Annotated in this window: 21 protein-coding genes and 1 pseudogene; 13 read left to right on the plus strand and 9 right to left on the minus strand. The window is 63.0% G+C overall.

Annotated elements, in window-relative coordinates; genetic code table 11:
* Positions 1-32 precede the first annotated feature (32 nt).
* Positions 33-770: a hypothetical protein gene (locus NFC73_RS11225; protein ID WP_254750173.1), complete on the minus strand. Its 738-nt coding sequence runs from the start codon at positions 768-770 to the stop codon at positions 33-35.
* Between the two features lie 287 nt (positions 771-1,057).
* On the opposite strand from NFC73_RS11225, the pseudogene NFC73_RS21030 reads away from it, so the two are divergent.
* The 4 genes and pseudogenes from NFC73_RS21030 to NFC73_RS11240 all read left to right on the plus strand — a co-directional run.
* Positions 1,058-1,231 (plus strand): annotated as a pseudogene (locus NFC73_RS21030) (DUF4236 domain-containing protein); the annotation flags it as partial.
* A gap of 15 nt (positions 1,232-1,246) precedes the next feature.
* The gene (locus tag NFC73_RS20875; protein WP_254750175.1) at positions 1,247-2,404 is read left to right on the plus strand and encodes an HIRAN domain-containing protein; all 1,158 of its coding nucleotides are present in this window, start codon (positions 1,247-1,249) and stop codon (positions 2,402-2,404) included.
* Positions 2,401-2,700: a hypothetical protein gene (locus NFC73_RS11235; RefSeq protein ID WP_254750177.1), complete on the plus strand. Its 300-nt coding sequence runs from the start codon at positions 2,401-2,403 to the stop codon at positions 2,698-2,700. The genes NFC73_RS20875 and NFC73_RS11235 overlap by 4 nt, the downstream gene beginning before the upstream one ends.
* Before the next feature lie 250 nt (positions 2,701-2,950).
* Positions 2,951-4,081, plus strand: a complete 1,131-nt coding sequence (locus tag NFC73_RS11240; protein ID WP_254750179.1) for a tyrosine-type recombinase/integrase — start codon at positions 2,951-2,953, stop codon at positions 4,079-4,081.
* Between the two features lie 18 nt (positions 4,082-4,099).
* Here NFC73_RS11240 and NFC73_RS11245 read toward each other — a convergent pair whose 3' ends face one another.
* The gene (locus tag NFC73_RS11245) at positions 4,100-4,345 is read right to left on the minus strand and encodes a hypothetical protein (RefSeq protein WP_254750181.1); all 246 of its coding nucleotides are present in this window, start codon (positions 4,343-4,345) and stop codon (positions 4,100-4,102) included.
* A gap of 57 nt (positions 4,346-4,402) precedes the next feature.
* The gene (locus NFC73_RS21035; protein ID WP_372494637.1) at positions 4,403-4,759 is read right to left on the minus strand and encodes a winged helix-turn-helix domain-containing protein; all 357 of its coding nucleotides are present in this window, start codon (positions 4,757-4,759) and stop codon (positions 4,403-4,405) included.
* 53 nt (positions 4,760-4,812) lie between these two features.
* On the opposite strand from NFC73_RS21035, the gene NFC73_RS11250 reads away from it, so the two are divergent.
* Together NFC73_RS11250 and NFC73_RS11255 are read left to right on the plus strand one after the other, a co-directional pair.
* On the plus strand, positions 4,813-5,172 hold the full coding sequence (locus tag NFC73_RS11250) for a hypothetical protein (protein WP_254750183.1): 360 nt from the start codon (positions 4,813-4,815) through the stop codon (positions 5,170-5,172).
* The gene (locus tag NFC73_RS11255; protein ID WP_254750185.1) at positions 5,169-5,702 is read left to right on the plus strand and encodes a hypothetical protein; all 534 of its coding nucleotides are present in this window, start codon (positions 5,169-5,171) and stop codon (positions 5,700-5,702) included. Before NFC73_RS11250 ends, NFC73_RS11255 begins: the two co-directional genes overlap by 4 nt.
* On the opposite strand, the gene NFC73_RS11260 is transcribed toward NFC73_RS11255, so the two are convergent.
* Positions 5,656-5,979 (minus strand): ArsR/SmtB family transcription factor, encoded by a 324-nt coding sequence (locus NFC73_RS11260; protein WP_254750187.1) that lies wholly within the window; start codon positions 5,977-5,979, stop codon positions 5,656-5,658. The genes NFC73_RS11255 and NFC73_RS11260 overlap by 47 nt on opposite strands.
* A gap of 191 nt (positions 5,980-6,170) precedes the next feature.
* Here NFC73_RS11260 and NFC73_RS11265 point away from each other — a divergent pair, with 191 nt between their 5' ends.
* The 4 genes from NFC73_RS11265 (at position 6,171) to NFC73_RS11280 (ending at position 12,640) form a co-directional block, all read left to right on the plus strand.
* Positions 6,171-7,073 (plus strand): RNA polymerase sigma factor, encoded by a 903-nt coding sequence (locus NFC73_RS11265; protein ID WP_254750189.1) that lies wholly within the window; start codon positions 6,171-6,173, stop codon positions 7,071-7,073.
* Positions 7,074-7,121: 48 nt separating this feature from the next.
* A complete protein-coding gene (locus tag NFC73_RS11270; protein WP_254750191.1) occupies positions 7,122-7,850 on the plus strand; it encodes a hypothetical protein in 729 nt (242 codons plus the stop codon).
* Complete coding sequence (locus NFC73_RS11275; RefSeq protein WP_254750193.1) at positions 7,850-8,965, plus strand: C40 family peptidase; 1,116 nt, start codon at positions 7,850-7,852, stop codon at positions 8,963-8,965. Before NFC73_RS11270 ends, NFC73_RS11275 begins: the two co-directional genes overlap by 1 nt.
* A 414-nt stretch (positions 8,966-9,379) precedes the next feature.
* Positions 9,380-12,640: a patatin-like phospholipase family protein gene (locus NFC73_RS11280; RefSeq protein WP_254750195.1), complete on the plus strand. Its 3,261-nt coding sequence runs from the start codon at positions 9,380-9,382 to the stop codon at positions 12,638-12,640.
* A 264-nt stretch (positions 12,641-12,904) separates the two neighbouring features.
* Here NFC73_RS11280 and NFC73_RS11285 read toward each other — a convergent pair whose 3' ends face one another.
* On the minus strand, positions 12,905-13,132 hold the full coding sequence (locus NFC73_RS11285; RefSeq protein ID WP_254750197.1) for a hypothetical protein: 228 nt from the start codon (positions 13,130-13,132) through the stop codon (positions 12,905-12,907).
* A gap of 794 nt (positions 13,133-13,926) precedes the next feature.
* Here NFC73_RS11285 and NFC73_RS11290 point away from each other — a divergent pair.
* Positions 13,927-14,214: a hypothetical protein gene (locus NFC73_RS11290; RefSeq protein WP_157372120.1), complete on the plus strand. Its 288-nt coding sequence runs from the start codon at positions 13,927-13,929 to the stop codon at positions 14,212-14,214.
* 12 nt (positions 14,215-14,226) lie between these two features.
* Positions 14,227-14,847, plus strand: coding sequence for a hypothetical protein (locus NFC73_RS11295; protein WP_254750199.1), 621 nt, complete (start codon positions 14,227-14,229; stop codon positions 14,845-14,847).
* Positions 14,848-14,959: 112 nt separating this feature from the next.
* Here NFC73_RS11295 and NFC73_RS11300 read toward each other — a convergent pair whose 3' ends face one another.
* Complete coding sequence (locus NFC73_RS11300; RefSeq protein ID WP_254750201.1) at positions 14,960-15,685, minus strand: DUF3732 domain-containing protein; 726 nt, start codon at positions 15,683-15,685, stop codon at positions 14,960-14,962.
* Between the two features lie 301 nt (positions 15,686-15,986).
* Between NFC73_RS11300 and NFC73_RS11305 the strand changes: the two genes are divergently transcribed.
* Positions 15,987-16,223, plus strand: coding sequence for a site-specific integrase (locus NFC73_RS11305; RefSeq protein ID WP_254750203.1), 237 nt, complete (start codon positions 15,987-15,989; stop codon positions 16,221-16,223).
* Positions 16,224-16,231: 8 nt separating this feature from the next.
* Here the strand turns inward: NFC73_RS11305 and NFC73_RS11310 are convergent, their stop codons facing one another.
* From NFC73_RS11310 to NFC73_RS11320, 3 genes are read right to left on the minus strand one after another with little or no spacing between them, the layout of a single operon-like run.
* Positions 16,232-19,339, minus strand: coding sequence for a condensation domain-containing protein (locus tag NFC73_RS11310; RefSeq protein ID WP_254750205.1), 3,108 nt, complete (start codon positions 19,337-19,339; stop codon positions 16,232-16,234).
* The gene (locus NFC73_RS20880) at positions 19,326-22,457 is read right to left on the minus strand and encodes a non-ribosomal peptide synthetase (protein ID WP_254750207.1); all 3,132 of its coding nucleotides are present in this window, start codon (positions 22,455-22,457) and stop codon (positions 19,326-19,328) included. Before NFC73_RS20880 ends, NFC73_RS11310 begins: the two co-directional genes overlap by 14 nt.
* A complete protein-coding gene (locus NFC73_RS11320) occupies positions 22,454-23,902 on the minus strand; it encodes a sodium:solute symporter family protein (RefSeq protein WP_254750209.1) in 1,449 nt (482 codons plus the stop codon). Before NFC73_RS11320 ends, NFC73_RS20880 begins: the two co-directional genes overlap by 4 nt.
* Positions 23,903-23,927: the final 25 nt, after the last annotated feature.

A 23,927-nucleotide genomic window follows, 5' to 3' on the forward strand; every position in this document is an offset into this window, starting at 1 on the left:
GCCTTCATTGGCAGGGTCACAGTCTCGTTCAGCTATGGTTGGCGTCTGCGCCCGGCCAGAGCGGGGGAGGGGCGGCCCGAGAGCGTGGGGCTGATGCGTTCTGTGCTGGTGAACCAGGAGAGCAGCTGCGGATCGATGGCGCCGATGACAGTTCGCATGTTGACCAGTTGGGCTGGGACGTTGCTGTTGATGATGGGCTCCAGGTGGGCGACTCGGTTCCGGAGGTGGTAGACGCCCTCAACGGCCCGTTCGAGTTCGCGTGGTGTTCTGCGCAGGTGTGGAAATGCTTTGTGGAGTGCTTCGTCCCAGAGGCGTTGTTTGCCGGCATCGTGGCGCCCAGGCAAGATGAAGCGCCAGGTTCCCAGGGACATCGCGGCAAGGATGTCTGCGTGGATGGGGTCTCGTTGGCCCTGTGGTCTGCGTGTGGTCGATTTAAGTGCCCTACGCCTGGCATCGGGGATGTCGCGGCCGGCAATGCGGAGCAGCAGGGCGCTTGGGTCGATGAGCCAGTCCGGTGAATGGAAGCTGTCAGTAGCCGGATCCGGCTGGAACGCGTTCCAGATGCAGAGTTGTTCGTCCAAAGCGTTGCGGAGGACGACTTCGAAAACGTGCAGGGCTTCGTAGACGGCGCCTGAGAGGTCAATGTTCCAACGGTAGAGCCGGATCGCCTCATGCAGGCTAGGTGTCTCGCGGATGTAGGGTGCCAAGCGCTCGGGGCTGATCCTGTGCTGGAGGACCAGTTCGATCGGTGTTTGGTGCGCTGAAGCCATAGGACTAAACTGTAGAGGAAGACAGGGGCAGGTTCCCTGTTATGGATTACTGAGGGTCCCGCGGCCAGGCGCTGCGGGGCCCTCAGCCGTTAACCGCGACCGCAACAACCCCGGGTTAATGCCTTTGTTGTTTCATCGAAGTCATGGACACAAGCGGAAGGACTTTGAGACGCCTGGGGTGTCCACGTCTTGTTGTTGATTGCGATCCATAATTCAGCTGGTTCAACTGTTCCCATTCACGGAGCGTTGACGCATAGACTCTCTCGTACGAGGAGAACTGGCTTTTCGTGTGCCTAATTTGGGGGTGCGAGTTGGGGTTTCGTTACCGCAAGTCGAAGAGTTTTGGACCTGTGCGGATCACCGCGTCGAAGCGCGGGGTGAGCGCAAGTATTGGGGCTGGCCCGTTCCGGGTCACGAAGTCCGCGACAGGCCGTACAACAAGTACAGTGCGGATCCCCAAAACTGGGATCTCCCATGTGACCAGCAGCTCGAACCGCCGCTCTTCACGGCACCCCGTAGCACCAGCATCGAGTCCCGCTCGTGGCAAGATCGGTCGTCAGATCGTCAGCGACGAGACATGGCGGCAGCTCCTGGCACCCGATGGTACGGCTGCAGCATCGAAGTTCCAGCGTAACTTCGTGCGCGCGACTGTCGCCCGCGTAACGGGCACGCGTCCCAGTCTTCTGCACCTGACCCTGGGACAAGCAGCGAACGTCCTTGACTACGTGGGTGAGAGCCCTGCAAAGCTGACCGCCGGAGGCCGCGGCGTGCCGCGGCTGGAGAGGGCTGGGACAGTTGCCCAGTGGACCATGTTCGGAATGCTGTTGCTGATCGTTACGGTGTCCTCGCCTGCAGGGTTTCTGCTGGCTGCCGGAATTGTCGGCTTTATGATGATGATACGAAAGCGCCGCCGTGACCGTCAGTCATGGGAGGACGCGACCTGGTCAGGCAGTTTGGAAGAGCCTCTCGCTGTCCCTGTTGCCGGCGATGATGTTTCGGCCAGCTTCACTCCGAGTTCTGAGTATCCTCTAAGGGCGTCGGAGCCAATTGCACCGGTCAATCAGCCTGTTTCCTCTGCCAACAGGCATTATCCCCTGTCGCTTGGTCGCTCGGAATGGCCGACCGTCGAAGTCGTTGGTGAGCACGCGTACGGCGAGGGGATCAAGGCCGCTCTGCGCGCCAATGGGGCCTTAACCGCGCGAAGGAGCGAGGGTGAAGTTGAAGGCCTTCGGGTGGAACTGGTGGCCGAGCCGGACAACCCCTATGACTCAAACGCCATCAGTGTGCGTTGGAATGGGCGTGTCCTCGGCTATCTCAGTCGTGAGGACGCGGCTCGCTACACGCAATCAGTCAGGAGAATTATTGCCAGTGGGTTCGGCGCGGCCTCCACTGCTCGAGTCTGGGCCTACGACGAGGGGGATCGGCTTCGTGCCCGCGTCACCGTTGCACTGCCCGAACCGGGATTGATAGCTCCTCTCAATGAGGCCCCCACGGGCGTGAACACGCTCTTGCCGTGGGGATCAGCAATACAGGTCCTAAAGAAGAGAACCATTTCGACGTTCTTTTCCGTCACGTGCCGTCTGATGGTGTCGGCCTTCTGCTGGTCAGTCTTCACAAGGAGAGCTACACGTTGAAGAACGGCACCCAGCGCCCGTTTGTCGAGGTCCGCCTCGATGGTAAACGTGTGGGGGAACTTAGCAACGTCACTTCAGCACACCTGCTCCCAATTCTCGGACGCACCGAAACTGTCGGTGAAACGGCTCTGGCCTATGCGAAAGTTACCGGCTCCGCCCTCGCTGCAGAGCTCGTTCTGCACGCCGCTAAAGCCACGGAGATCAGCAACGATTGGCTTTCGAACGGGCCACACCCAACCCCGAAGCTCCTCCCGTTGGCCAAGCGATATGACGTCCCACCCGCCTACGCAAAGTAGGGAAGCCAGGCAAGTAACGCCAAAAAAGGAGTGTGGACAATGTCCACACTCCTGGCCTCGGACTGGGCCGTACACGGGTTGGATCGGGCCGGATTCGGCATGTTTCCGCGGGTTCCCAGTGTTTGCAAGGGCTGGAATGCAGTTCGAGTCCCACCTCGGGCACAGTGTTTCCCCAGGTCAGGGGCGTTCTAGAGCTCTGAGTGTGCACAAAAACTCGTTTTCTGTGCACACGAAGCCTAGAATTTTCGGTATGGCCAGCATTTGGGAACGAAAAAAATCGGATGGATCCACGTCCTATACGGTCCGCTGGCGGAACCCCGGTACGCGAAAACAAGAGGGGATCACCCTCGCCACGTCGGCTGAGGCTCAGACGTTGAAGCGCCTACTTGACGCAAATAATCAATCCTTCGAAATCGCCCAGCACGCGATGGTTGCGAACCAGACCAAAGCACCCACCCTGGCAGCCGTGATCCAGGAGCACATTGACCTTCTGGTGCGCCCGTCCGTCGGGACGGTCCACACGTACCAGACGATGTTGAAGCTGCACATCGCTGACGTCATCGGGCACATTCCCGTGGACAAGCTTGACTACCGGCATCTGACGTATTGGATGAAGGCGATGCAGACCAAGGGCCGGTCCGCCAAAACCATCAAGAACAACCATGGCCTGATCTTCTCGGCGATGGAGACAGCCGTCCGGCTCGGTTACCGGAAAGACAATCCCTGCCGGGGAGTCCGACTCCCGTCCGGCGAAAAAGCAGAAGACGAAGCCAGGTTCCTGACGCACGCTGAATTCGGAATGATTCTGGAGGGTATGGGGGAACGATACAAGGCCTTCACCGAGTTCCTGGTCATGACCGGTACGCGGTTCGGCGAAGCAACGGCCGTGACCGTAGCCGACGTGGACCTCATGTCGAAGCCGGCAACGATGCGGATCAACAAGGCGTGGAAACGCGGGACTGATTCGGAGTATTACATCGGTGCCACCAAGACGGGCGCCGGCAAAAGGACAGTTTCGCTGAATCCGCATTTGGTGGAAGTTCTGATTCCCCTGGTAGCCGGCCGGCCTGGCTCAGAACTTTTGTTCACGACTCCCAAAGGCGAACGCATCGTACACAAGCTATGTTGGCACCACTACTGGGTTCCTGCTGTTGAAGCCGCTCAGGTCCGTGGACTGAAGAAGGCGCCGCGGATTCACGATCTGCGCCATACCCATGCGTCCTGGCTGATTCAGGATGGCGTTTCGCTTTTCACAGTCTCCCGTCGGCTAGGACACGCCTCCACACGGACAACCGAGCAGGTGTACGGCCACTTGATGCCGCAGGCCCTCCAGGATGCTGCCGACGCCGTTGAGCGATCTGCGGTTGTGTGGCGCGTGTAGCACCTTCGACGATTGACTTTAAGAATACTTCTGGCGCGACTGTGCTCTAGTCCCGATCATTCGGACCGACTGCACGGAGGGCCCCGAGGATCTGACTTCGCGCAGCAGGGCAATCTCTTTCAGGTGGACTGACGTGAAGATAATCTTGCCCTTGCCCCAGACGGCGTGCGGGAACTCGCCTTTGGCGGCTCCTTCACGCAGCCATGCCTCTGAACACTTGAGTACCGTAGCGGCCTCGGACGGTTCGAAGAATTCGAGTTTCATGACTTTGTCCGGTCCTTTCGGCGTTTTGCGGCGAGGACAGCCTGTGCGAGTCCTGCCCTAGCTCATTGGAGTTGGAAAACTCGGCGGCATGACCATGATCTGGAAACTCGCTTCGAGGACCGAAATGTGGCTTTGGACTCCTTCGGCGGAGGCACTGAACCCTGCCGATGAGCGTTGGACGAGGCCAGCTTCCCGAAGCAGACTGAGATGGCGTCGAACGCTCGACGGCGACGCGCGGAGTTCTCTGCCGATTTGGTTGCAGGTTGAGGGGCCGTTCCTGAGCAGAAAACGGATGATTCGGCTTCGCGTTCGGTTCATCAAGATGCTCGACATTGAGACCACAACCAAAGGAATAGTTAACGAGCTGCTGCTGTAGACGGGTCTACAGCAGGAGGATACTCCGGTAGGCGTCATGTTGGAAGAGGGTAGCAGTGAAGATGATCCCTTAAAGGAATCGAGGAGGCTGCATGCAAGACCACCCACAGATCAGGGCCTTTACCGAGGCGGCCCTGTCTCTCCGAGCTGAACGGTACTGGGACTACGGCTCGAGAGACGAACGCGTTGAATTTCTGCGGGCGCTGGGGGAGTTGCTGACAGAGGTTTGGTACCACTTGGACGTGAATGACGTGCTGCCGCCGAACGTCGTTGAGGTGTGTCACGACGTCGCGGCTCCTGCCATCCGGATACTGCCCGTAGGACCATCGGCAGAGCTTCTCCTGTTGACGTATCTGGACCGTCGGATTGAGCAATTGATTGCCGCGCCGGATGACTCACGGCATACTGGGGCCGAGGGGGTCAATCCGGCTGACCGGGCTGCTGGCCCATGAAACTGCTGATCAAAGGGTGGGCCATGCGGACTGACGGCGACAAGGGGCCCGGCGACGTGTTGTCTCCCCAGGCCCAGCTTGCCCGTCGTCTGAACCTGTTGCTCGACGTCGTTGTTGCCGAACGGGGGAAGCCCGTAACCTTCCGCGAAGTTCAAACGGAGCTAGAGGCCAGGGGCATCAAGTTGTCCCGAGCGCGCTGGTTCTACATGAAAGAGGGGACTGGGCGACTGGTGAGTGATCCGGTGCTGCTGGCGGGGCTGTGCAACATCTTCAACGTTGATCCCAACTACCTGGCCGGCGATGACGCCGAGTTGCCAGAACGGATCGATTCGCAGCTCGAGTTCGTGAAGTCGCTCCGTGCGGCCAGGGTGAAGTCTTTCGCCGCACGAACCCTTGGGGATGTGTCGCCCGAAACCCTGCGGGCCATTTCTGAATATCTCAACAAGGACATTGGTCGCCATCCTGGAGCGGAACAGGCCGCGGCTAGTCCTTCAGAAGATATTGAAGGTGAGCCGCGAGAAGCTCCTTGATTCGTGCGGAGTTCGCCGAATAGCGCGGCGAGCGGCCATGACGCCGACCCGGTTCCAGATCGACGACAATGGCGCCAGACTCCTCCAAGACAAGCAGGTGTTTGGCCACGCTTGGCTCACCGGCGCTCACGGCGGCTACGATGTCCCCACGTGTCGCCGGGCCGTGCGCCGAAAGGTATCGGAGGATCTCGTTGCGGGACCTGTTGCCAAAGGTCGCGACAGCGGCCTCGACGTCGGCGGACCATTCGTCGTCGTGAGGCTGGGTAATCCTGGGCATGTAACCATTCTTATCGAACGAGCACAGAAAAGTAAGACTCGCAGTCTTGACGATACTTTATTTATCTTTGGCAATAGTTTGCATAGCCTTCTTGGATTCGCGGTTCGCGCTGATTGTCGCGGCCACACGTGAGGCGCCGGCCGTGCCGACGCCGACCTTATTGGAATCGTTAAGTCGAAGCGGTGAAGACCATGCGAGTCGAAACCGGGGCGAATCACGCCCAACAGGATCAATCAATTGCAGGAACCATTGATGTTTCCTTGCGCAGTGCGCCAGAGCCTGCCGCGCTTGCAGTCCCGATAGATCAGATCATGGTCGCCGTCGACGGCGTGCAGCGTTACGTCATGTCGCATTTGTCGCGGATAGGAAGGGCCTGCGACGTGGACGACGTGATGCAGGACATCCGGGTAGCTGTCTGGGATGGACTGACGCGGGGTCATTACCGGCAACTACCGGGCATTCCCTTCGCTGCCTGGGTCCAGGGAGTGTGTGCGAACGTGTGCGCCGCCCACATCCGTCGGGAGCTAAGCCATCCAACGCTCCCGTTGCTCATGGAGCCCCGCACTGACAATCCGGTGTCGTTCGATGCCTTGGCGATCTTGGGCGTAAGCCGTGGGGCGGATCGAAGTGCTGAGAAGTACATCGACCAACAATGGGCGCGAACGATTATCGAACTGACCCGGGACAACGTGCCAGCCGGAGCCTGGGAGCTCGCTGTAGACAGTCTCACAGGGCGGCGACGGTATGGTCCGCCCTCGCCGCAAGACCGTCGACGGTGGCACGCGGCGACCGTGGTGCGCCAGACGGCAAGGACAGTTCAAAATGCGCTGGAAGTGGATCAATCAGACATCCGCAACATCGGGGACGTATGCCAACACGCCGCGGAATGCCTACCGACGCTGGTGCTCCGCCGAACAGCGGCGGCGATCGTTCGTCCGGGTGTACGGGGACCGGACCGCGCTAAGGCTTTGGCAGCATTGGCTGCCGAGCTTGGCGTCACAGAGCGCTATGTGGCCGTGCAGGTCGGATTCGCACGCCGACTGTACCAGACCTCGTGGAGGATTCTCCACGCCGGGATGCGGCCTGCCCGCTGAGTCATGTCCTCGGCCCGCCATTTTGCCATGAACGGGCAGGAGGCTGGAATGTGGTTAGCACAGAGAAACCCGCTGCCTGACACCGGCAGTCAGCGCCGATGGTGGCTTGTGGTGATCGCCCTTTTGACTTTGGCGACGGCGCTGCTCACTCTCACGCGGTCTGCCCAAGGGCCCGCAGCGCAACCGGATGCACCGCCGTCGCCACAGGCTGCTCCCCAGAGTTCGGCCAATGCATTCACCGGGCCGCAATCAGAAACGCCGACGGCGGCTCCTCCTGCCGTTGACCGTCCGGACACGGACGGCGCGCCGCGCACAACGGACTTCCGTAAGATCGCCTCCGCGGCGGCGATGGCGATTTACACCTGGGACACGCGCACGGCGACGTACTCTGAGGTCTACTCACGTCTCCGAAGTTGGTGGGACGTGCTGCCGGACGGGTCCAATCCGCTGGCAGTGTTGGTGCAGGAGTTCGAAGCAACAGGCGTCCACGCCGGAAGCTACGGAATGTTGGCCGGGCAGCAAGCACACCGTTCCGCCGCGGTCCAGGACCTGAGATGCGACGGCGAGCTAGCCAAAGTGCGGGAGCGCCCGGCGCCCTGGGCTGGGCTGCATGTGTGTACCGTCTCCCTTCGCGTCTTGGATCAGTCGATTTCTGGCCGCAACACCTACACGACTCCGGTTAGCGTCATGATGAATTGTCCGCCGGCAGTTACCGCTCCGACGGATCATTGCGTCATGGTCGGTTTCTACGCCGCTCCGAACAGGATTGTCTACTGATGCCAGCCGTCGCGCTGATAGCCGGGCTGGCTAAGCGCCGCACAATTCTGCGGGCGGCGGGGGCCGTGGTCATGACGCTGATCCTGATGGCTGCTTTTGCGTTTTGCGCTGCCGTGGCGGTGCTAGGCGCCAATTCAGCAGCACGGGCAGCGTCAGTCTGCTCATCAGTGAGGTTGAGTGACCAGCCAGCCGCCAGTGCCGCCGCTAGGATCGTTCGCAGTGGCAGCCAGGCTCCCGTGAATCTGAGTACCAGGCAACTGGCCGTGGCGAAGGATTATGTTTCAATCGGAAGGCAGTTGGGCGTACCTCGGGACGGCCAGATCATCGCGATCATGATGGCTCTCCAGGAGTCCAGTCTTAGGGTCCTAGCCAATGCGAACGTACCTGCCTCGTTGAGCTACCCGAATGACGGTGCTGGCAGCGACCACGATTCCCTTGGCAGTGCACAGCAGCGCCCGGCGGCCGGGTGGGGCACCGTTGAGCAGCTGATGGATTCTACATATAACGTGCGAGCTTTCTATGGGGGACCGGGCGGTCCCAACCATGGCAGTCCACGAGGGCTGCTGGATATCGGCGGCTGGCAGTCCATGACGAAAGGCCAAGCTGCCCAGGCTGTCCAAGTGTCGGCGTTTCCGGAACTCTATGCGCGCTGGGAGCCGGAAGCGACGGCCATCGTTGCTGCGCTCGACGGCGGGACGACACCTGCGCCTTGCATCGATACGCCGACCGGCTCAGCGTCAGCAACACCGTCGGCAGGTCTCAGCCAGATCCGAAAGGATATCCTGCGTTTTACCCAAGCCGGTGTCGGTGGGTCCTATGTCTGGGGCGGGACGGCCTTCAAAGCGTGGGACTGCTCCGGCTACGTCCAATGGATCTATCGGCAGGCGGGAATCAACCTGCCGCGAGTGGAACAGTGGAGGGTTGGGACGCGAACCGAGAATCCGCAGCCCGGAGACCTGGTTGTCCAGAATGCGCAGGGGCCGAACAACTGGGGGCACGTTGGTATATACGCGGGCGACAGCATGATGTATAGCGCGCTCAATCCTTCGGTGGGTACGCTATTGCATCCAATAGCGTGGAACTCGGATACGGCGTATTTTGATCTGCTGACGTGACGTCTGATTGCTTTGAGCGACAGAATTAGAGGCTCGCCCGGGCCAGCTATACAAAACGACTGGCTGAGACCACACTATGACTTATCTGGACGCACCCCCTTGGGACTATCGCGCCGCCTCGAGCTATCGCCCGGCAACTCTCAAAAGGAATCAATTCCTTCAGGCCGCCTCACGGACGAATCAATAGAGGCAAACAGAGGGTAATATGTGCCGCGCAAAATCACACCGCGGTTACTTCTAGTGCACTATTATTCGGAGTACATTGACCTGATTAAGGGAGCGCAAGAATTACTTCTGAAAGGTCGTCCCCATGTGGTCGTCCAGAGCCAAATTTTACGAATTCTGGGCAATGACATGATCAGGCATGCCCGGGCGACTCTTGCAGCAGTTCTAGGCGCAGGATGCCTGATCATCATGGGCGAAATAGACCGCCTCATCGCCAGCTCACTCGGCGGAACCCAGAGCCGCCCGCTATCCACCTACATCGGGCCAACCGGTCTAGGCGCGGCAGACTCCTGGGAAACCTGGGCACTGGCCTCCGGAACCGCGGAAGTCCCAACCATCCCAGTCTTCACATGGATCGGGATGTCCACCGCAGTAGATCTCGTATTCATTGTTTGCTACGGCTACCTCCTGCTCAGGATCGCCGGAGTTGACGAGCTCTGGAGCCGACCACGATTCTGGTCGCGCGGCGCCTCCAACTTCGCAGTCAGATCAGTACTCGCCCTGGTCACAGCAGACCTCATCGAAGACCTGGGCCACATCATCCTGATCTGCAGCAAGGTCATACCCAACCCAACCTGGGCCGGCTGGCTATGGGCGCTTTCAGCACTGAAATGGTCAGCACTGGCATGGGTCCTCTTCGTCTTCATCCGCAGCCAGCCTATCCGCTCCTCCATCGCGACATACGCATCAAGAGCACGCCACGCTCTCTACACCCACCGGCTCGCACTCATCGTTCTTCTTCTCCTCGGGACCCTCTCACTGGTGCCCCTGGGAAACATCTTCGACCAACTACCCGATGTACACCGGCAATGGCTCGACGGCGGAAACACAGGCATCCGGCACGCCATCGCAGCAACCATCTCCCTCCTCATCGTCTCCACCATCTTCTTCTTCATCGGCAGATGGCGCTCGCGGATGGAATGGATGACGTACGTCCGTTCTACGCCTCCATTTAGAGCCGCAAAGACGCACTGGTGGATGTCCTCCCTTGTCGTCGTTCTCGTGGGGTTGGTCGCTTCCTATCGCGCTTATGGGGTCATGGAATGGGGCATGCTTCTCTATGCCCTGCCTGCGACGCTGATCCTTGTCGTGTTTGCCCTTACAAGGGTGCCCTGGTTCGTGAAGATGCCCTGGTTCAAATGGGTCAAGAACCGTGCTCAATCCTGGTATGAGAACCGTCGTAGACAGCTAACGACTCGTTCGCCGGATAAGAAGCTTGAGCACCTTCGCAGGGCGGAATTTACGGTCAGGACCGGAGACGTGATCGCGGTTCTGCTATCTTCCGTCGGGTCCCTGAGCCTCGTACGCGCGTTTACCGCTCCAATGGCGATCACAGCAGCCGGATACTCGGTTGCCGGCGCCGACACGACCGGAGCCATGTGGCTTTTCGCCGGAGGTATTGTGGGAATACTCGCTCTGCCGGTTATAGGAATGCGGTGGGTCTGCCGCCACACATATGCGAACCCCAGGGTCGTGGTCACAGCGGCGAGGCGAATAACCCCAGTGGAAACGCCAGCAGAGGAACCTTACCGTCCCACGGCTATCACTGGTTCGAAGACATGGCTAAACCCGTTTCTGATCGACCCTAGCGTTCGCATGAGAACCAACTTAACGATGCTACTGATCGTCATAGCTATCAGTCTGGCGTTCCTGATCGGCGCGGCCCTCTGGCCCTTCGAATTCGCCGGATTCCTCGGCGCCGCGGCGATGACCATCTGCGCTCTCGGGTCCTGGTCACTCCTCATCGGGGCAATCGTGCTCTCCCTTCAACAGGAACGGCCGCCCGCGGCCTTCGAAGTCTTCCATTTCCGAGCAACTCCAGTGTTGACCCTCCTGTTTGCCGTTCCCATTGTTGCCGGCCTCAACGGCGGCATCGGGGCCCTTCACGCGATTCGAAGCACCACCGCCGAAACAGTCTCCGGTGGCGGCGGGAACAGCTCCGATGGCCTCAACACGGGTTTGGACGACCAGATAGTGGCCTCGGCGTGGAAATCATGGACTAGTAAACCACCGCCGGTCTGCCACATGACGTTTCCGCAACAGCTTCCGCAGACAACACCCAGCACTATACCGCTGCAACCGGCGCCACCGGATGTGCCCGTCCACATGCCCCCGGCGGCGGCACCGAACACCCCCGCGGTTGAAGAGGAACCCGGGAGCCCAACCAGCGAAGGATATGTAAGGCCTGTCCTGCTCGTCGCTGCCGAAGGCGGCGGAATCCGGGCCGCGTACTGGACAGGGCGGACGATGGAAGCGCTCGCCCAAAAGGATCCCTGCGTCTCGGATTCCGTTTTGCTCTCAAGCGGCGTCAGCGGCGGATCCGTCGGCCTGGTCCTCAGCGCGGCAGTTGGCGACGGCGCAAAAAAGGGTGATATCAGCGCTGACCTGAATGATCTGTCCGATTCCAGGACTCTCTCGACCGCGATGGCAGGGTATCTGGGGGGAGACAGCATCGCAACCGTAACCGGCATCCGCATCCCCTCGCTCTCAAACGGACCGCTCGCGTGGCACGATCGGGCCGCACTCATCGAAATGGCCTGGGAAAGCCGCGCGGACAAGCTCGCTGAGAACGTTTCAGCGCAGCCGGTGGCACTCACCGGGACCCTTCTCCTGAACTCCACCGACTCCGTTTCAGGGTGCAGGATCATCGTCGGGATGCAGACTCCCCTTCCCACGGACGACACGCCGCCCTCCGGACATGACGTCGCCTGCGACGCGGCAGGAAACGGAACCGCTGCGGCCATCAGTTTTCAACAGCTCACCGGATCCGGCAAATGCGCAGCGGAGCTGCGGTGGTCCACGGCAGCGATGCTCTCGGCCCGGTTCCCGTTTGTCACCCCGGCCGGACGGCTCCCCAAAGGCGACGGCCCCTGCAACTCGCCCGATCTGGTTCAGCTCGTAGATGGCGGCTACGCCGACAACACCGGGCTCTCGACTCTCGCTGACCTGGCACCGGAAGTCGCCGAGCGAATCATGAAGGCCAACACCGCCGCAAAGGGGACGGAGGAGGAACCGTTTATTCTCCCCGTTCTTCTGTACGCCCAGAACTCCATGGGTGGGGACATTGAAACCGCAGGACACAAAACAGCCGACCCTCTTATCGCGCTCACGGACAGCAGAGTCAAGCAAACCCAGGTCACCAGCGCTGCCTGGATCCAGCGGATCGTCTCGGGGTTGGAGAACGTTTGTCCCCCAGTAAGCAGTGCCTGCACCGCCGTGCAGGGCCAGTTCCGGAAAACCATCCCATCAGGGGTGGTCGTTGTCTCGCCGACCACCCGGCCATCCATCGCCCCGCCCTTGGGCTGGACCCTGTCGGGTTTCAGCCGGGCAAACCTGAACGCCGCATTCACTGAACAAACGACACAATCATGCCGGGCCGAATCGTTTGGCCGCTTGGGCGATCTTTTCGCTCTTGAAACGGTCAGGAACCCCGCTGAGCATTGCCGCTAAGAACCGGCCCGGCATCACTGGCCTACATGCAGTGATTGCCAAACCGGTTCCTCATCCATACCCGGGAACCTGACACAGGCCCGCACAATTCGAAGGACCTCCGGGAACACCTCCCGGCTTCAGTCCGAAGCATCTTCGGACACATCCGGATGACCGTCGTGGATGGCCCTTGGCCTACCAACAGGTCTGGCCGAGCTGACGCGGAGCAGCGCTGAACCGAGCGTGCCATTGGCGGGCCCCAGCGTCCTGGCCATCAGGCAGGGGCTACTTCGCAGGCAGAACAGAGTACGTGGAACACATCAGCGCGACAGCGGACTTCTGCTGTTCATCCCCGGTTTCTAAGGTCTTCTTCAACTGCGCGTACAGCTCCTGCATCGACTCAATCAGCGCCGTGACCTTGAGCTGCGGCGTACCGGAACCGACGCTCTTCATGACAGAAACGGTGATGTCCATTCCGGTCCGGATCTTGCCATCGAGCGCATCACACGCCACGTCAAGACCGATGCCGGCCGGCTCAGTGTCGTCAACGGCATCGACCGTCTCATTGATCTTGGATAACTGGGCCTTCCAGACCGGTTGGGTTTCAACAAGCGGTGCTGCCTTTTCGAGTTGCCTGCCGCTCCATAGAGTACGTTGTGGACAGCTTCTTTAGCACTGTCTCGTCCAAAGGCACGGACTTCAAATGCCGGCCGGCGGCCTGGGCGGCGACGCTTACCCCGTTCGGGGTGACTTCGAGTAGGGCGCATCCTGTCAGCGACGGCAGCGCGAACAGCAGGAGAGCCATGGCCGTGAGGCGATGGGCAGATGGGGCGATACGTGGATGGCGCATCCGAGATCCTTCCGATGGGCGGGCCCCAGGCAATCCGCGGCTCACAGTTGCACTATCGTTCCAGCCCCATTGGCCCACAAATGCTCAGCTGCATTGACTCACGGAATACCTCCGCCTATGTGGATTCCCTTTTGGCGCCGGCCCGGTCCTCAAAGGGCCTGCGGTGGTATGGGCTTCTGCCCGCCACGACCGGAAGCATGCCGCAGTCGTGTTCACGGTTGGCAAGCTTGCGCCGGGATATCGTAACGCGCCTGGACGATTGGGTGGGCCTGACTGATGGGTATCGCGCGCCGGCGGTCGTCCTCGACCCATACGGCAGAGAGACGTAGCTGCTGCATGGGTCCCTCCGGGACGTACCCCATCACTACCACAGGTCATGTCGCCCCGCCCCGCAAAGTCCATGAAGTCGTGAGCCCAACGTCTCATTCCCCGTGCAAGACAACAGATGGAGCCCCCGATGTTTCTGGCAGCAGTAGACCCTGGAATCACCCCCAACGCAAACTTTCCTTTCCTTGAATCGCTGAAGCAGATCGGTGGCGGCATCCTGGTCGGTGCCTTCATCGTGATTGCGATTGTGGCGATCATCGGCGCGGCGATGCTTCTGGCCGGCAAGCTCAGCCAGTCGTCGCGGCTCGCCTCCGGCGGCGGGGTGATCTTGCTGTGGACTGGCCCGGTGGCTGCGATTCTGGGCGGCATCAATGGCTACATCCTGTGGTCCCAGACCGCGTTCCCGCTCGGATTCTAGGCACTCTCAGCCATGCCGGTCGAGTGTGATCTGAACGGATGGTGGCCGCCCGGATGCGGTCTCGTATCCCAAGCCAACGACGGTGTCCAAGGTTCCATTACAGCCTTCTTCGCGAACATCCTCCAGAACGTCGCTTCATGGATCTGGTCTTTCATCACGGGCGCCTTCAGCGTCTCAGATGTTGATGATTCGCAATGGCTCGCTGTCGAAGGGCTGACGAACTGGTGGGTCATCGTCATGATGACCCCGCTCGTCATTGTCATGATCCTGCAGTTGTTGTCTGCTCTGATCAGCCAGCAGCCTCGCCGCCTCGTGCGGGCACTGGTAGGCGGCGCCGCAGCCGTCCCCATGGTGGCCGGCGCTGTTTTCCTGGTTCGCCAGCTGACCGCCGTCAGCGATTCAGCGTCGTCAGCGCTGCTCGACTCCATGGGGACAGATCCCTATGTGCTGTTCATGCGGCTCTTCGGATTCGAAAAGGCTCCAGCGGACTCGGGCAGGGAATGGAACGTCGTCTCTTTGGCGCCCGGGTCAGCCGGGGGCGCGGCCGGGGCCGTCGTCGTCACAGCGATGGCCGTCATCGTGGTCTGGATTCTGGCATTGCGATGCCCCAGAAGCTGGTCCCCCGCGATGTAGATCCTGTCCACGTTGAGTGTCAGTGCAGTAGATATGGTCACGGCGGCCACCAGGATGCTCTGATCCTTGCGCCGCTTCAGGTCCGGCAGAAGGCACAGTGTCAGGCCCCACATCACTGCAGCAGCAACAGCCAGTCGCTGGGGATGAAGGCGACGCCGTTTCGCCAGTTCCCGATGACCGCGCTTTGGAACCAGTCGTCTGCAAGGTTCGCGTGATCGCACACGATCACTTGGAGTTCGCCCGTGAGCGTCGAAACCACGTCTCGCATGAGGGTGAACTGTCTCCGCACAGCTTCCCAGTCGGCGTTCTCATCGTCCGCGGCATCGACGACCTCTTCAGGGAAGAACGCCTGCGTCGGCTGATCGAATATGACAAATCGGGGAACCGGTCGATGGTTGGTCGTAAACCAATGGTGGAGTGCCAGGTGCGTCACCATGTGGTACCCGACCCAGTTTTCTGTGCTTCCCATACGTCCAAGCGGAACGCGGCCCCCAGGGCGCTGAACGGCTACGGTCAACTCGACAGGGTCGAGGCGGACGTAATGTTCTGAACCCTCTAGCTGTAGGTAACGCGCATAGTCGGTCATCACTTCAGATATTGAGTCAATCGCAGCGCGGAGAGCGGCGCCGGGATCGTCGCGCTCACTGATGTCCTCCAACCGCGCGAGCTGTCCGTGGTACCGACGCTCAGCGTTTCGCAGTTCGGCGAGGTTTGAGGCGACGTCGACGCCCCTTTCGAGTTCCTGACTGACCCGGCCCTGGAGGAACGCAATTCGCTCACGCCGGTCGCGGCCGGCAGCGACCGCTGCTTCTTGTTGGGCAACGGCGTCCAGCTCCACGACGTTGTCTCGAAGTACTTCTACGAGCGGCTCGCGTCTGGCTTGCAAGCGTTCGATAGCCGCTTGTCGCCGTAATGACAAGGGCCGTTCACCGAAGACGACCTACAACGTGCACGGATTGATCTCGGCGGCCATGAATACCGCCGAGATGCTTGGTTACATCCCCCGCAACCCTTGTCGTCGTGCAGCTGCCGCCCATCGAAAAGGCTGAGGATGAAGCCATGTTCCTCACCCATGCTGAGTTCAGCCTGATCATGGGGGCATGGGGGAGCGGTACAAGGCTTTCACGAATTTTCTTGTAATGACTGGAACCAGGTTCGGGGAAGCCACGGCCCTGACGGTCGCTGACGTCGATCTGCTCTCCAAGCCGCCAACGGCGCGAATAAACAAGGCCTGGAAACGGGATGGCCAGTCCCAGTTCTACATCGGAGCCACCAAGACTGGTACTGGCAAGCGCACGATTGGGCTTAACCCGGCCCTGGTGGAGCTGCTTATACCGCTTCTGGCCAGCCGCCCGGGAAAGAGCTTGGAGGTCTGAAACCCACTTCAGGCAGAGCCGGCCGACACCCGTTGGGCGAGCGACTCCAGAGTGGGATGCTCGAACACCGCGTTCGCGTTGAGCTGCACCCCGAGTATGGCATCGATGCGAGCCACGACGCGCACGGCCGCGAGCGACTGACCGCCGATCTCGAAGAAGTCGCTGTCGAGTGACAACTCCTGGACGCCCAGCACATCGCGCCAGATCGTAGCGAGTGCCAGTTCGAGCGGCGAGGATGGGGCCCGCGCGGGCGCCGTGAGCTCTGGAGGGGCTGGCAACAGGTGGCGGTCGAGCTTGCCGGTTCGCCCGCGCGGGTACTCCTCTACACACACGAACTGCCGCGGCACCATGGCCGGGGGCAGGTGGGCGAGGCAGTGCTCGCGCAGCTCCGACTGCGGCACGTCCGGGCTGGCGAGCAGGTATGCCACCAGATAGCCGTCGCCCTCGGTAACCGGCCAGAGCACCACCTCCGCGCGCATTACCGCGGGGTGCGCCTCAATAATTCGGCAAATCTCGGTCGGCTCGATACGGAATCCCCGCAGCGACAGCTGATCGTCCATGCGGCCAAGGATCTCGACGGCGCCCTCCGGTGTCATGCGCGCTAGGTCGCCCGTCATTACCCAGCGGCCGTCCGGCCCGATGCCAAATCGCTCGGCAGTAAGTCCCGGCTTGCGCCAGTAGCCGGTTGAGACCTGCCGGCCCGAGACGCGCAGCTCGCCCGCCCAGCCGCGTGGGACCACGTGTCCGCGCCGGTCGACCACCTCCAACACACAGTTGCGCGTGGGCCCGCCCTCGGTGAAGGCGGCCGGGTCGGTCACCATCGTGCTCGCGACCATGCCCGAGGTCTCAGTCATACCGTAGGCGTTGACGAGGCGGATGCCGGGAAAGCATCGCGAAAACCGGCGCGCGAGCCGAGGGCGCAGCTTCTCACCCGCGACGAGTACCGTGCGCAGGCGCGGAAGATCCGGCGTCTCTCCCGTCTGTTCGGTGGCATATAATACGGCGTCGAGGCCCGCCACGGAGAGCTCAGCAACCTCGAGATGCTTGCCGCCGGACGAGCGCAGCAGCTCGGCGGGGCTTTGCAGCAGATGACGCGGAAACAAGGTGAGCGTTGCACCCGACAGGAGGGCTGAGAGAACCTCGAGAGGGAACGTAACGAAGTGCGCCGACAGCGTGACGCCCGAGCTGACGCCGGACGCAAGCCCCAGCAGGTCGATGCGGTGCCTCGCCTGGTTGTACAGTCCCGACCGGCTCAGGACTACGCCCTTCGGCCGGCCCATCGAGCCGGACGTGTAGACGAGGGCGGCAGGCGCATCGTCGTCCGCGTCCGGTAGCGCAACTTCCCCCGCCCATGAGGAGCCGTCCGGGTGCTCGGCCAGCTCCTCAAGGTGCAGGCGCGGCAGGTCCTCGGGTACGAACGCGAAAGCCGGGCTGTCAGCATCGCAGACAAGCAACTGCGCCCCGCTGTCGCGCAGCATATAGCGGAACCGATTCGCCGGCTCGTTCGGATCAAGCACCAGCGTCATGACGCCGGAGCGCAGAAGCGCGAGCCAGGCGACGATCATCATCGGCCCGACCGGCGCGAGGAGCGCGACCATACCTCCCGGCGGCACCCGGGCCGCCAGGGCTTGCCCAGCGCCATCGACGGCGGAGGCCAGCCGGCTCGCGGTCCAGGGCTCGGCAGCATCATCCGCGTCGAGCAGCACGGCGCGTCCAGGGTCGCCTTCTAGGGCGCGCGCCAGCTCGGTCAGCAGGCTTGTCGCGGCTTCGATACGGGCGCCCTCGACTCTCGAGCCAGCCGCATGGCTGCCCGTGCCGAGGTCGAGGTCGGCGACCGGCATCGCGGGGTCGAACGCTGCCGCGACCAGCACCGACCGCCAGGCAGCGAGCACTGCGGCGACGGCGTCTTCGCGGAAAAGCGATGCGTCGTACTGTAGGCGAAGCTCGAGCCCGTCCGGCCCATCGTGCGCGTAGGCCATGAGGTCGTGAAGCGTCTCCTGCACGAGGCGGCTTCCGCGCGTACGCAGCGTGCCGAGCCGGGGCGCGCTGGTGCGCGCCGGGTACATCTGGAAGGTCACATCGAACAGGGTCGCCATGCCACCGGCGGCACCGCCGAGCTCCCGTGCGAGCTCCTCCGGGTCGGCCGTGGGATGCGTGAGCAGCGTGAGCACGCCGTCACGCACCTGGCCGAGTACCTCTGCGAAAGTTGTGGTCGAGTCGACGGCGACGCGCACGGGAAGCCCCTCGAACAGCAGGCCGATCATGTCCGCGGTCGCCGGGGTGCTGCGGTCGGCGACGTACACGCCGAGCGTAAACTCCTCCGATCCGGTCCAGCGCTGCAGCACACAGGACAGTGCGGCGAGGAGGAACATGTACTCGCTCGCTGCCCCGGCGGCCGCCTGCTGCATCAGCCTCGCTCTGTCTTCAGCGCCCACGCCGAGATGCACCGAGCCGCTCGTGCGTCGCGCCGCAGCCGGGTCGACGCGATAGGGCAGCTCCAGCCGCTCGACACGCGGGGCGAGGTAGGCCGCGAGGGCGGCCGTATCGGCGTGGATGCGCTGGCCGTCGTTGGCTAGCTGCCGCTCGATGTAACCGCGGAATTGCGCCTCCGGATCCCGCGGAAGCGCGCCGTCGGTGTAAGCGCGCGAGAGAGCGCGGAAGAAGACGCCGCCTCCCCACCAGTCCGAGACAATGTGGTGTGTCTGGAACAGCAGCACGTGCCGGTTAATCGCGGTCTGCACTGCGAGCACCCGCAGCGGCCCCTCCGTTACGAGGTCCATCGGCCGGAGCTGCTCCTGGCGTAGCAGGCGCCGCGCCTCGCGCCCGGGCTCGTCGGTTGCTGAGACATCGTGCACCCGCAGCACGTCGGTGCCCGTCACCGGGACTGGGCACTGGTGGGGCACCCCGCCGGTCTCGCCAAACCGGAAGCGGAGCGAGTCGTGCGCGGCACAGACCAGTGTGAGCGCGTTCTCCAACCGCGGAAGGTCCAGGGCACCTTCGACCTCGACGACGCGGTTGATGTTGTAGAACGCGCTGCCGGGCCTCAACAGCTGGTCGGCCCAGATGCGGCCCTGCGCCGGGGTGAGTGGGATGGCCGCACGCTCAGATTTCGGCACCCGTCCCCCGACTGTTGATGTGGGCAACGGCCGCGGCGAAGTCTCGAAGCACCGGACGCTCGAACACGAGCTTCACCGAGACCGGCACGCCGAGCACGTCGGCAACGGCGGCGCAAAGCGCCATGGCCTTCAGTGAGTGTCCGCCGAGCTGAAAGAAGTCGCTGGCACCGTCGACGGGCACGCCGAGCGTGCGCTCCCACTGCTCCGCGATCCGCTGCTCCCAAGGCGTGAGCGGCTGGGTCTGTTCCTGGTGGAGAAACAGGGGTGCGATCGGCGGCAGTCGCCGTACGTCGAGTTTGCCGCTTGATGTACGCGGAAAGGGGCCAGGCTCGAACTGCAGCCGCGGGCGCATGAATTCGGGGAGGCGGCCGCGGAGGGCGTCGTGGAGGTCCGCGGGGCGCAGGTCGGGATCCGCGTACACATGCGCCCACAGCTCAACCTCATCGCCAACAGGCTGGACGACGGCGAGCGCGTCACGCACGCGCGGGTGGGCACGTAGCGCGGCAGTCACGTCACCGAGATCCACCCGATTCCCGCGCACCTTGACCACCGAGTCGAGGCGCCCACGCACGACCACGCTGCCGTTCGGCCTGCGGATCGCGCGGTCGCCAGTCTGCACCATGCGCTCCCCAGGCACCCAAGGGTCGTCGCTGAACGCCGTGCTCACCGCCGCGGTGCCAACCTGCCCGAGCGCCGCGCTTGGCCCCGCGAAGTAGGCGTGGCCGTCCACACCGAACGGCACCGGCCGCATCCTTTCGTCGAGCAGATACAGTCGATTGTTGGCCGACGGAAAGCCCTCGGAGACCTCCTGCATCTCGGCACCAATCGAGACGAAGCCGCAGCACATGATGCCAGCCGCCTCCGACTGCCCCCACGTGGTCGCGAGGCGCACGCCGGGGAAGCGCCCGATGACGTCGTTGGCAAGACGCCGCGACAGCTTCTCGCCGGCAGTGATGATAGTGCCGAGCGCGCGAGGTGCGGTCACGTGGGCCGGCAGGCCCGCCAGCAGCGACGGGGTCACCTCGAGCATCGTCACCCCGGCGTCGTCGGCGAACTCGAACAGGGTCTTCGGGCTGCTGGCGGTCGGAGCATCGCAGATGGCGAGGGTCGCACCGGACAGCAGCGGCACGAGCAGCTGCATCGGCAGGGCGGAGAACGCGACCGAGAGGCTCAGCGCGATCACGTTCTGCGGGGTCACGTCGAAGATCGCACGACGGTGGTACACCTGGTTCACCACGCCCCGGTGGCCGAGCACGACCGCCTTGGAGGGGCCAGTGGTACCTGAGGTGCGTACTAGGAACGCGGGTGCATCCCGCCCTGGGTCCACCGCCCGGAACGTGCCGTCCGCACCCGCCTCCAGCGCCTCCTCGAGTTCGACGACAGGGAACCCTGCCAGGGCGTGCCGTCCGCGCGCCGCACTGTCTGCCAGCACCATGGTCGCGCCAGCTTCGGTCAGGGCTGCACGCACGTACGCTGGCGGCGTGTCGGAGTCGAGCAGCAGCACTGCTGCTCCGGTGCGCAGCACTCCGAGATAGGCCGAGGCGAGCCGACCGTCGCGCTCGGCGAGCACGCCGACCACGCCACCGGGGGCGACGCGCGACCCTGCTAGCTGTCCCGCGACATTCTGCACCTGGGCATCCAGCTCGGCGTAAGTCATGCTGGCCGTTTTCCCCGCCCCTGATGGCCAAAGGACGGCGGTACGAGTTGGATAATCTGCCGCGGTCGCGCGGAACAGCGCGTCGATCCCGACGTCGGACGGGTACTCGGTCATCGGACCGCGCGCAGCCTGAAGCAGGCGCGCGCGCTCGGCCGGGGGGACTACCTCGAGGTCCTCCACGAGAGGGTCGCCAACGGCGGCGATCTGACCCAGCAGGTGGTTCATCCCCTGCAGCAGGCGCCGTACGGTCTCGCGCTCGAATAGGGCGGCGTCATAGTTGAACCATAGGTCGAGCCCGGTATCCGACACTGCCGCGTATAGCATGAGGTCGTACTTCGCGCCCACGAAGACCCGGTGTTGTTCCGCCTCAAGCCCATCGAAGGCGAGCCGACCGGGCGAACGCTTGTACATCTGCATGGTGACGTTGAACGGCGGCGCGGTCGGTGTCGCGAGGTCCTCCATACGCCTCGAAGCGTCCGCGACCCCGTCGCCGGTGTACCGAAGCGCGTCGACGAGCTGCGCGCGCACCGACCCGACCACCTGAGAGAACCTCGTCCCGGGGGAGAGCCGTGCGACCACAGGGACCTCGTCGAAGAGCAGGCCCACCATGTTCTCCAGTTCGCGCCGGTGTCGCACCGCCACGAAGGTGCCCACGTTCGTTACGTCGTGGCCGGTGATTCGCTGCAGGTAGCAATGGAATGTGGCCAGCAGTACCACGAACAGCGTGGCGCGGTACCGGCCCGCGCTCTCACGCAATCCCGTCAGGGTCCTCCGCGCACAGGTGAGGCCCTCGACGGCACTAGAGCCGCGGCTCGTCGCCGAGCCGGAGGCGTCCCAAGGCAGCGCAAGCCGGGTGGGCGCGCCGTCGAGGATGGAGACCCAATGGTCGACGGCAGCGCTGCGTCCCTCGGCGAGCGCGTTCTCAGCGACCGCGTACTCGCCGTACGTCAGTTCCAGCTCCGGCAGCTGCGCCGCCCGAGCCTCGACCCGCGCGTTGTAGAGCTCAGTCAGGTCGCGCCCGATTATGTCCATCGAGATCATGTCGCACATCATGTGGTGCACGCAGACAATTAGAAGGTGCCGTGAATCGCCGAGGCGCAGCAGCCGCACCCGCAGCGCGGGTTCGACTGCCAGATTGATACCTGTGGAGGATGCCGCGTCTACCTCGCGACGCTCCGCCTGCAGCTGGTCCGCGCCGGTCAATGCCGAAAGGTCGCGGACCGAATACGCTGACCAGGCATCGATCACTACCTGTTCGGGCAGGCCATGGGCCGTGTCGACCCGCGAGCGCAGCGCCGGATGGCGCTGGGCAAGGTCATGCACCGAGCGCTCCAGCGCGTCCGCGTCCAGCGGGCCGCGTAGTGTGAATGCCACGGTGATCTGGTAGACGGCTTCCTGGCCGCGGAGCTGTTGCGCGATCCACATGCGCCCTTGGCGCGACGTGAGCGGAAACCGTGTCACGGCACCTCCACGTCATCGGCGGCTGGCTGGCCGGTGACGCGGACGGAGTCGACGCGCCGCGGGACTAGCGACACCACTAAGCTGACTACGGCACTGACCACGACCGGCAGCAGCACTCCGAAGGTCTGCAGCGTGGTGAGCCGCAGCATGCTGCCGAGAGTGAACACCGGCAGACCGACAACCATCCCGCTCGTAATCCCGGCGAGAGCGCCGGCGTTAGTGAGCCGCGGCCAAAACAGCATGAGCAAGGTGGGCACCATGAAGGCGGCGCGGATCGAGCCAACTAGCAGCAGCAGGTACAAGACCTGCACGTTCGGGATGAGCGCGACGCCGAGACCGATCAGCACGATCGCTATCATGGTGATCCGGCTCGCACGCGCTACCTGCGCGTCGGAGGCATCAGGGTGGACCCAACCCTTGTAGAGGTCCACGCCGCCGACTGAGCCGACTGCCGACAGTGCGGAGGCGCCCGCAGCCGCGAGCGCGAATACCACTGCGAAGGCAAAGACCGCGACGCCGAACCCAGGAAGGTAGGCTGCGACCGCATGGAATCCAGAGAGCTGGTGGTTGGTGATGTCACCGGATGCGAGGCCTCCCGCAGCGACGAACCCTGGGATTCCGAGCACGATCGGCACGGCCGCGAACAGCAGGGCTCCCCAGAGGAAGGTCCGCCTCACCGTAGCCTGCCGCATCGAGAAAGCCCGCTGCCACTGCTGCTGATCGACGGTAATGCCCGAGAGCAGTGAGATCGAGATTGGGATGCCGAAGGTCCATATAAGTGCGGGGTCGAGTGGGTTCACCGTGCCGGCGAGCCCGCCGAGGCCTTCTCCGAGGGCGTCGCGCGAACTCGCGAGCAGTGGCACGATGAGGATCGCGAGCACGGCGATCATGCCAGCCTTGGCGATGTCGACAGTGATGCTAGACCGGATGCCCCTTGTCGTCGCGATGACCGTGAACAATGCCGCGACCACGATCAGCAGCGGCACACGGTCGATACCGGTGAGTAGCTGAAGCAGCAGCAGGCAGGCAGTGAACTGGACGATCACCGCGTAGGTCTGCACGACGAACTCGACGCTCATGTATACCCGGCGTGCGGTGATGCCGAGCCTGTGCCGGGTGAGTTCCGGCAGCGTGTAGCCTTGGGGCAGCATCGTGCGAGCGCGGTGGGCGATGAACGCGAAGAGTACGAGCGCGAGCGCGTTGGGCAGGGCAAACCAGAACAGCCCCGCCACGCCGCTTTCGTAGGCCTTCTGCGAGGACACAAACAAGGCCGGCGCCCACACCCAGGCAGCAGCCACCGACAGCCCGCCAGTCAGTACACCGACCGACCGGTCCGCCACCAGCATCTGGTTCTTGGTGCCGCGGAAGCGGCGGACGACGATGAACACCAGCACAGAGATGACAACACTCGCCGCGAGGACGACCCATGGTCCGGATACGCTCATCTGAAGCTCTTTCTCTCGCAAACTG

The sequence above is a fragment of the Pseudarthrobacter humi genome (genome assembly GCF_024294965.1).
Taxonomy (GTDB): domain Bacteria; phylum Actinomycetota; class Actinomycetes; order Actinomycetales; family Micrococcaceae; genus Arthrobacter; species Arthrobacter humi.

What these genes read in the sequence shown, in the direction of transcription:
- NFC73_RS11225 (WP_254750173.1), bottom strand. Translation starts at nt 770, where the DNA reads ATGGCTTCAGCGCACCAAACACCGATCGAACTGGTCCTCCAGCACAGG.
- NFC73_RS11240 (WP_254750179.1), top strand. Translation starts at nt 2,951, where the DNA reads ATGGCCAGCATTTGGGAACGAAAAAAATCGGATGGATCCACGTCCTAT.
- NFC73_RS11245 (WP_254750181.1), bottom strand. Translation starts at nt 4,345, where the DNA reads ATGAAACTCGAATTCTTCGAACCGTCCGAGGCCGCTACGGTACTCAAG.
- NFC73_RS21035 (WP_372494637.1), bottom strand. Translation starts at nt 4,759, where the DNA reads ATGACGCCTACCGGAGTATCCTCCTGCTGTAGACCCGTCTACAGCAGC.
- NFC73_RS11250 (WP_254750183.1), top strand. Translation starts at nt 4,813, where the DNA reads ATGCAAGACCACCCACAGATCAGGGCCTTTACCGAGGCGGCCCTGTCT.
- NFC73_RS11255 (WP_254750185.1), top strand. Translation starts at nt 5,169, where the DNA reads ATGAAACTGCTGATCAAAGGGTGGGCCATGCGGACTGACGGCGACAAG.
- NFC73_RS11260 (WP_254750187.1), bottom strand. Translation starts at nt 5,979, where the DNA reads ATGCCCAGGATTACCCAGCCTCACGACGACGAATGGTCCGCCGACGTC.
- NFC73_RS11265 (WP_254750189.1), top strand. Translation starts at nt 6,171, where the DNA reads ATGCGAGTCGAAACCGGGGCGAATCACGCCCAACAGGATCAATCAATT.
- NFC73_RS11270 (WP_254750191.1), top strand. Translation starts at nt 7,122, where the DNA reads ATGTGGTTAGCACAGAGAAACCCGCTGCCTGACACCGGCAGTCAGCGC.
- NFC73_RS11275 (WP_254750193.1), top strand. Translation starts at nt 7,850, where the DNA reads ATGCCAGCCGTCGCGCTGATAGCCGGGCTGGCTAAGCGCCGCACAATT.
- NFC73_RS11280 (WP_254750195.1), top strand. Translation starts at nt 9,380, where the DNA reads ATGGGCGAAATAGACCGCCTCATCGCCAGCTCACTCGGCGGAACCCAG.
- NFC73_RS11290 (WP_157372120.1), top strand. Translation starts at nt 13,927, where the DNA reads ATGTTTCTGGCAGCAGTAGACCCTGGAATCACCCCCAACGCAAACTTT.
- NFC73_RS11295 (WP_254750199.1), top strand. Translation starts at nt 14,227, where the DNA reads ATGCCGGTCGAGTGTGATCTGAACGGATGGTGGCCGCCCGGATGCGGT.
- NFC73_RS11305 (WP_254750203.1), top strand. Translation starts at nt 15,987, where the DNA reads ATGACTGGAACCAGGTTCGGGGAAGCCACGGCCCTGACGGTCGCTGAC.
- NFC73_RS11320 (WP_254750209.1), bottom strand. Translation starts at nt 23,902, where the DNA reads ATGAGCGTATCCGGACCATGGGTCGTCCTCGCGGCGAGTGTTGTCATC.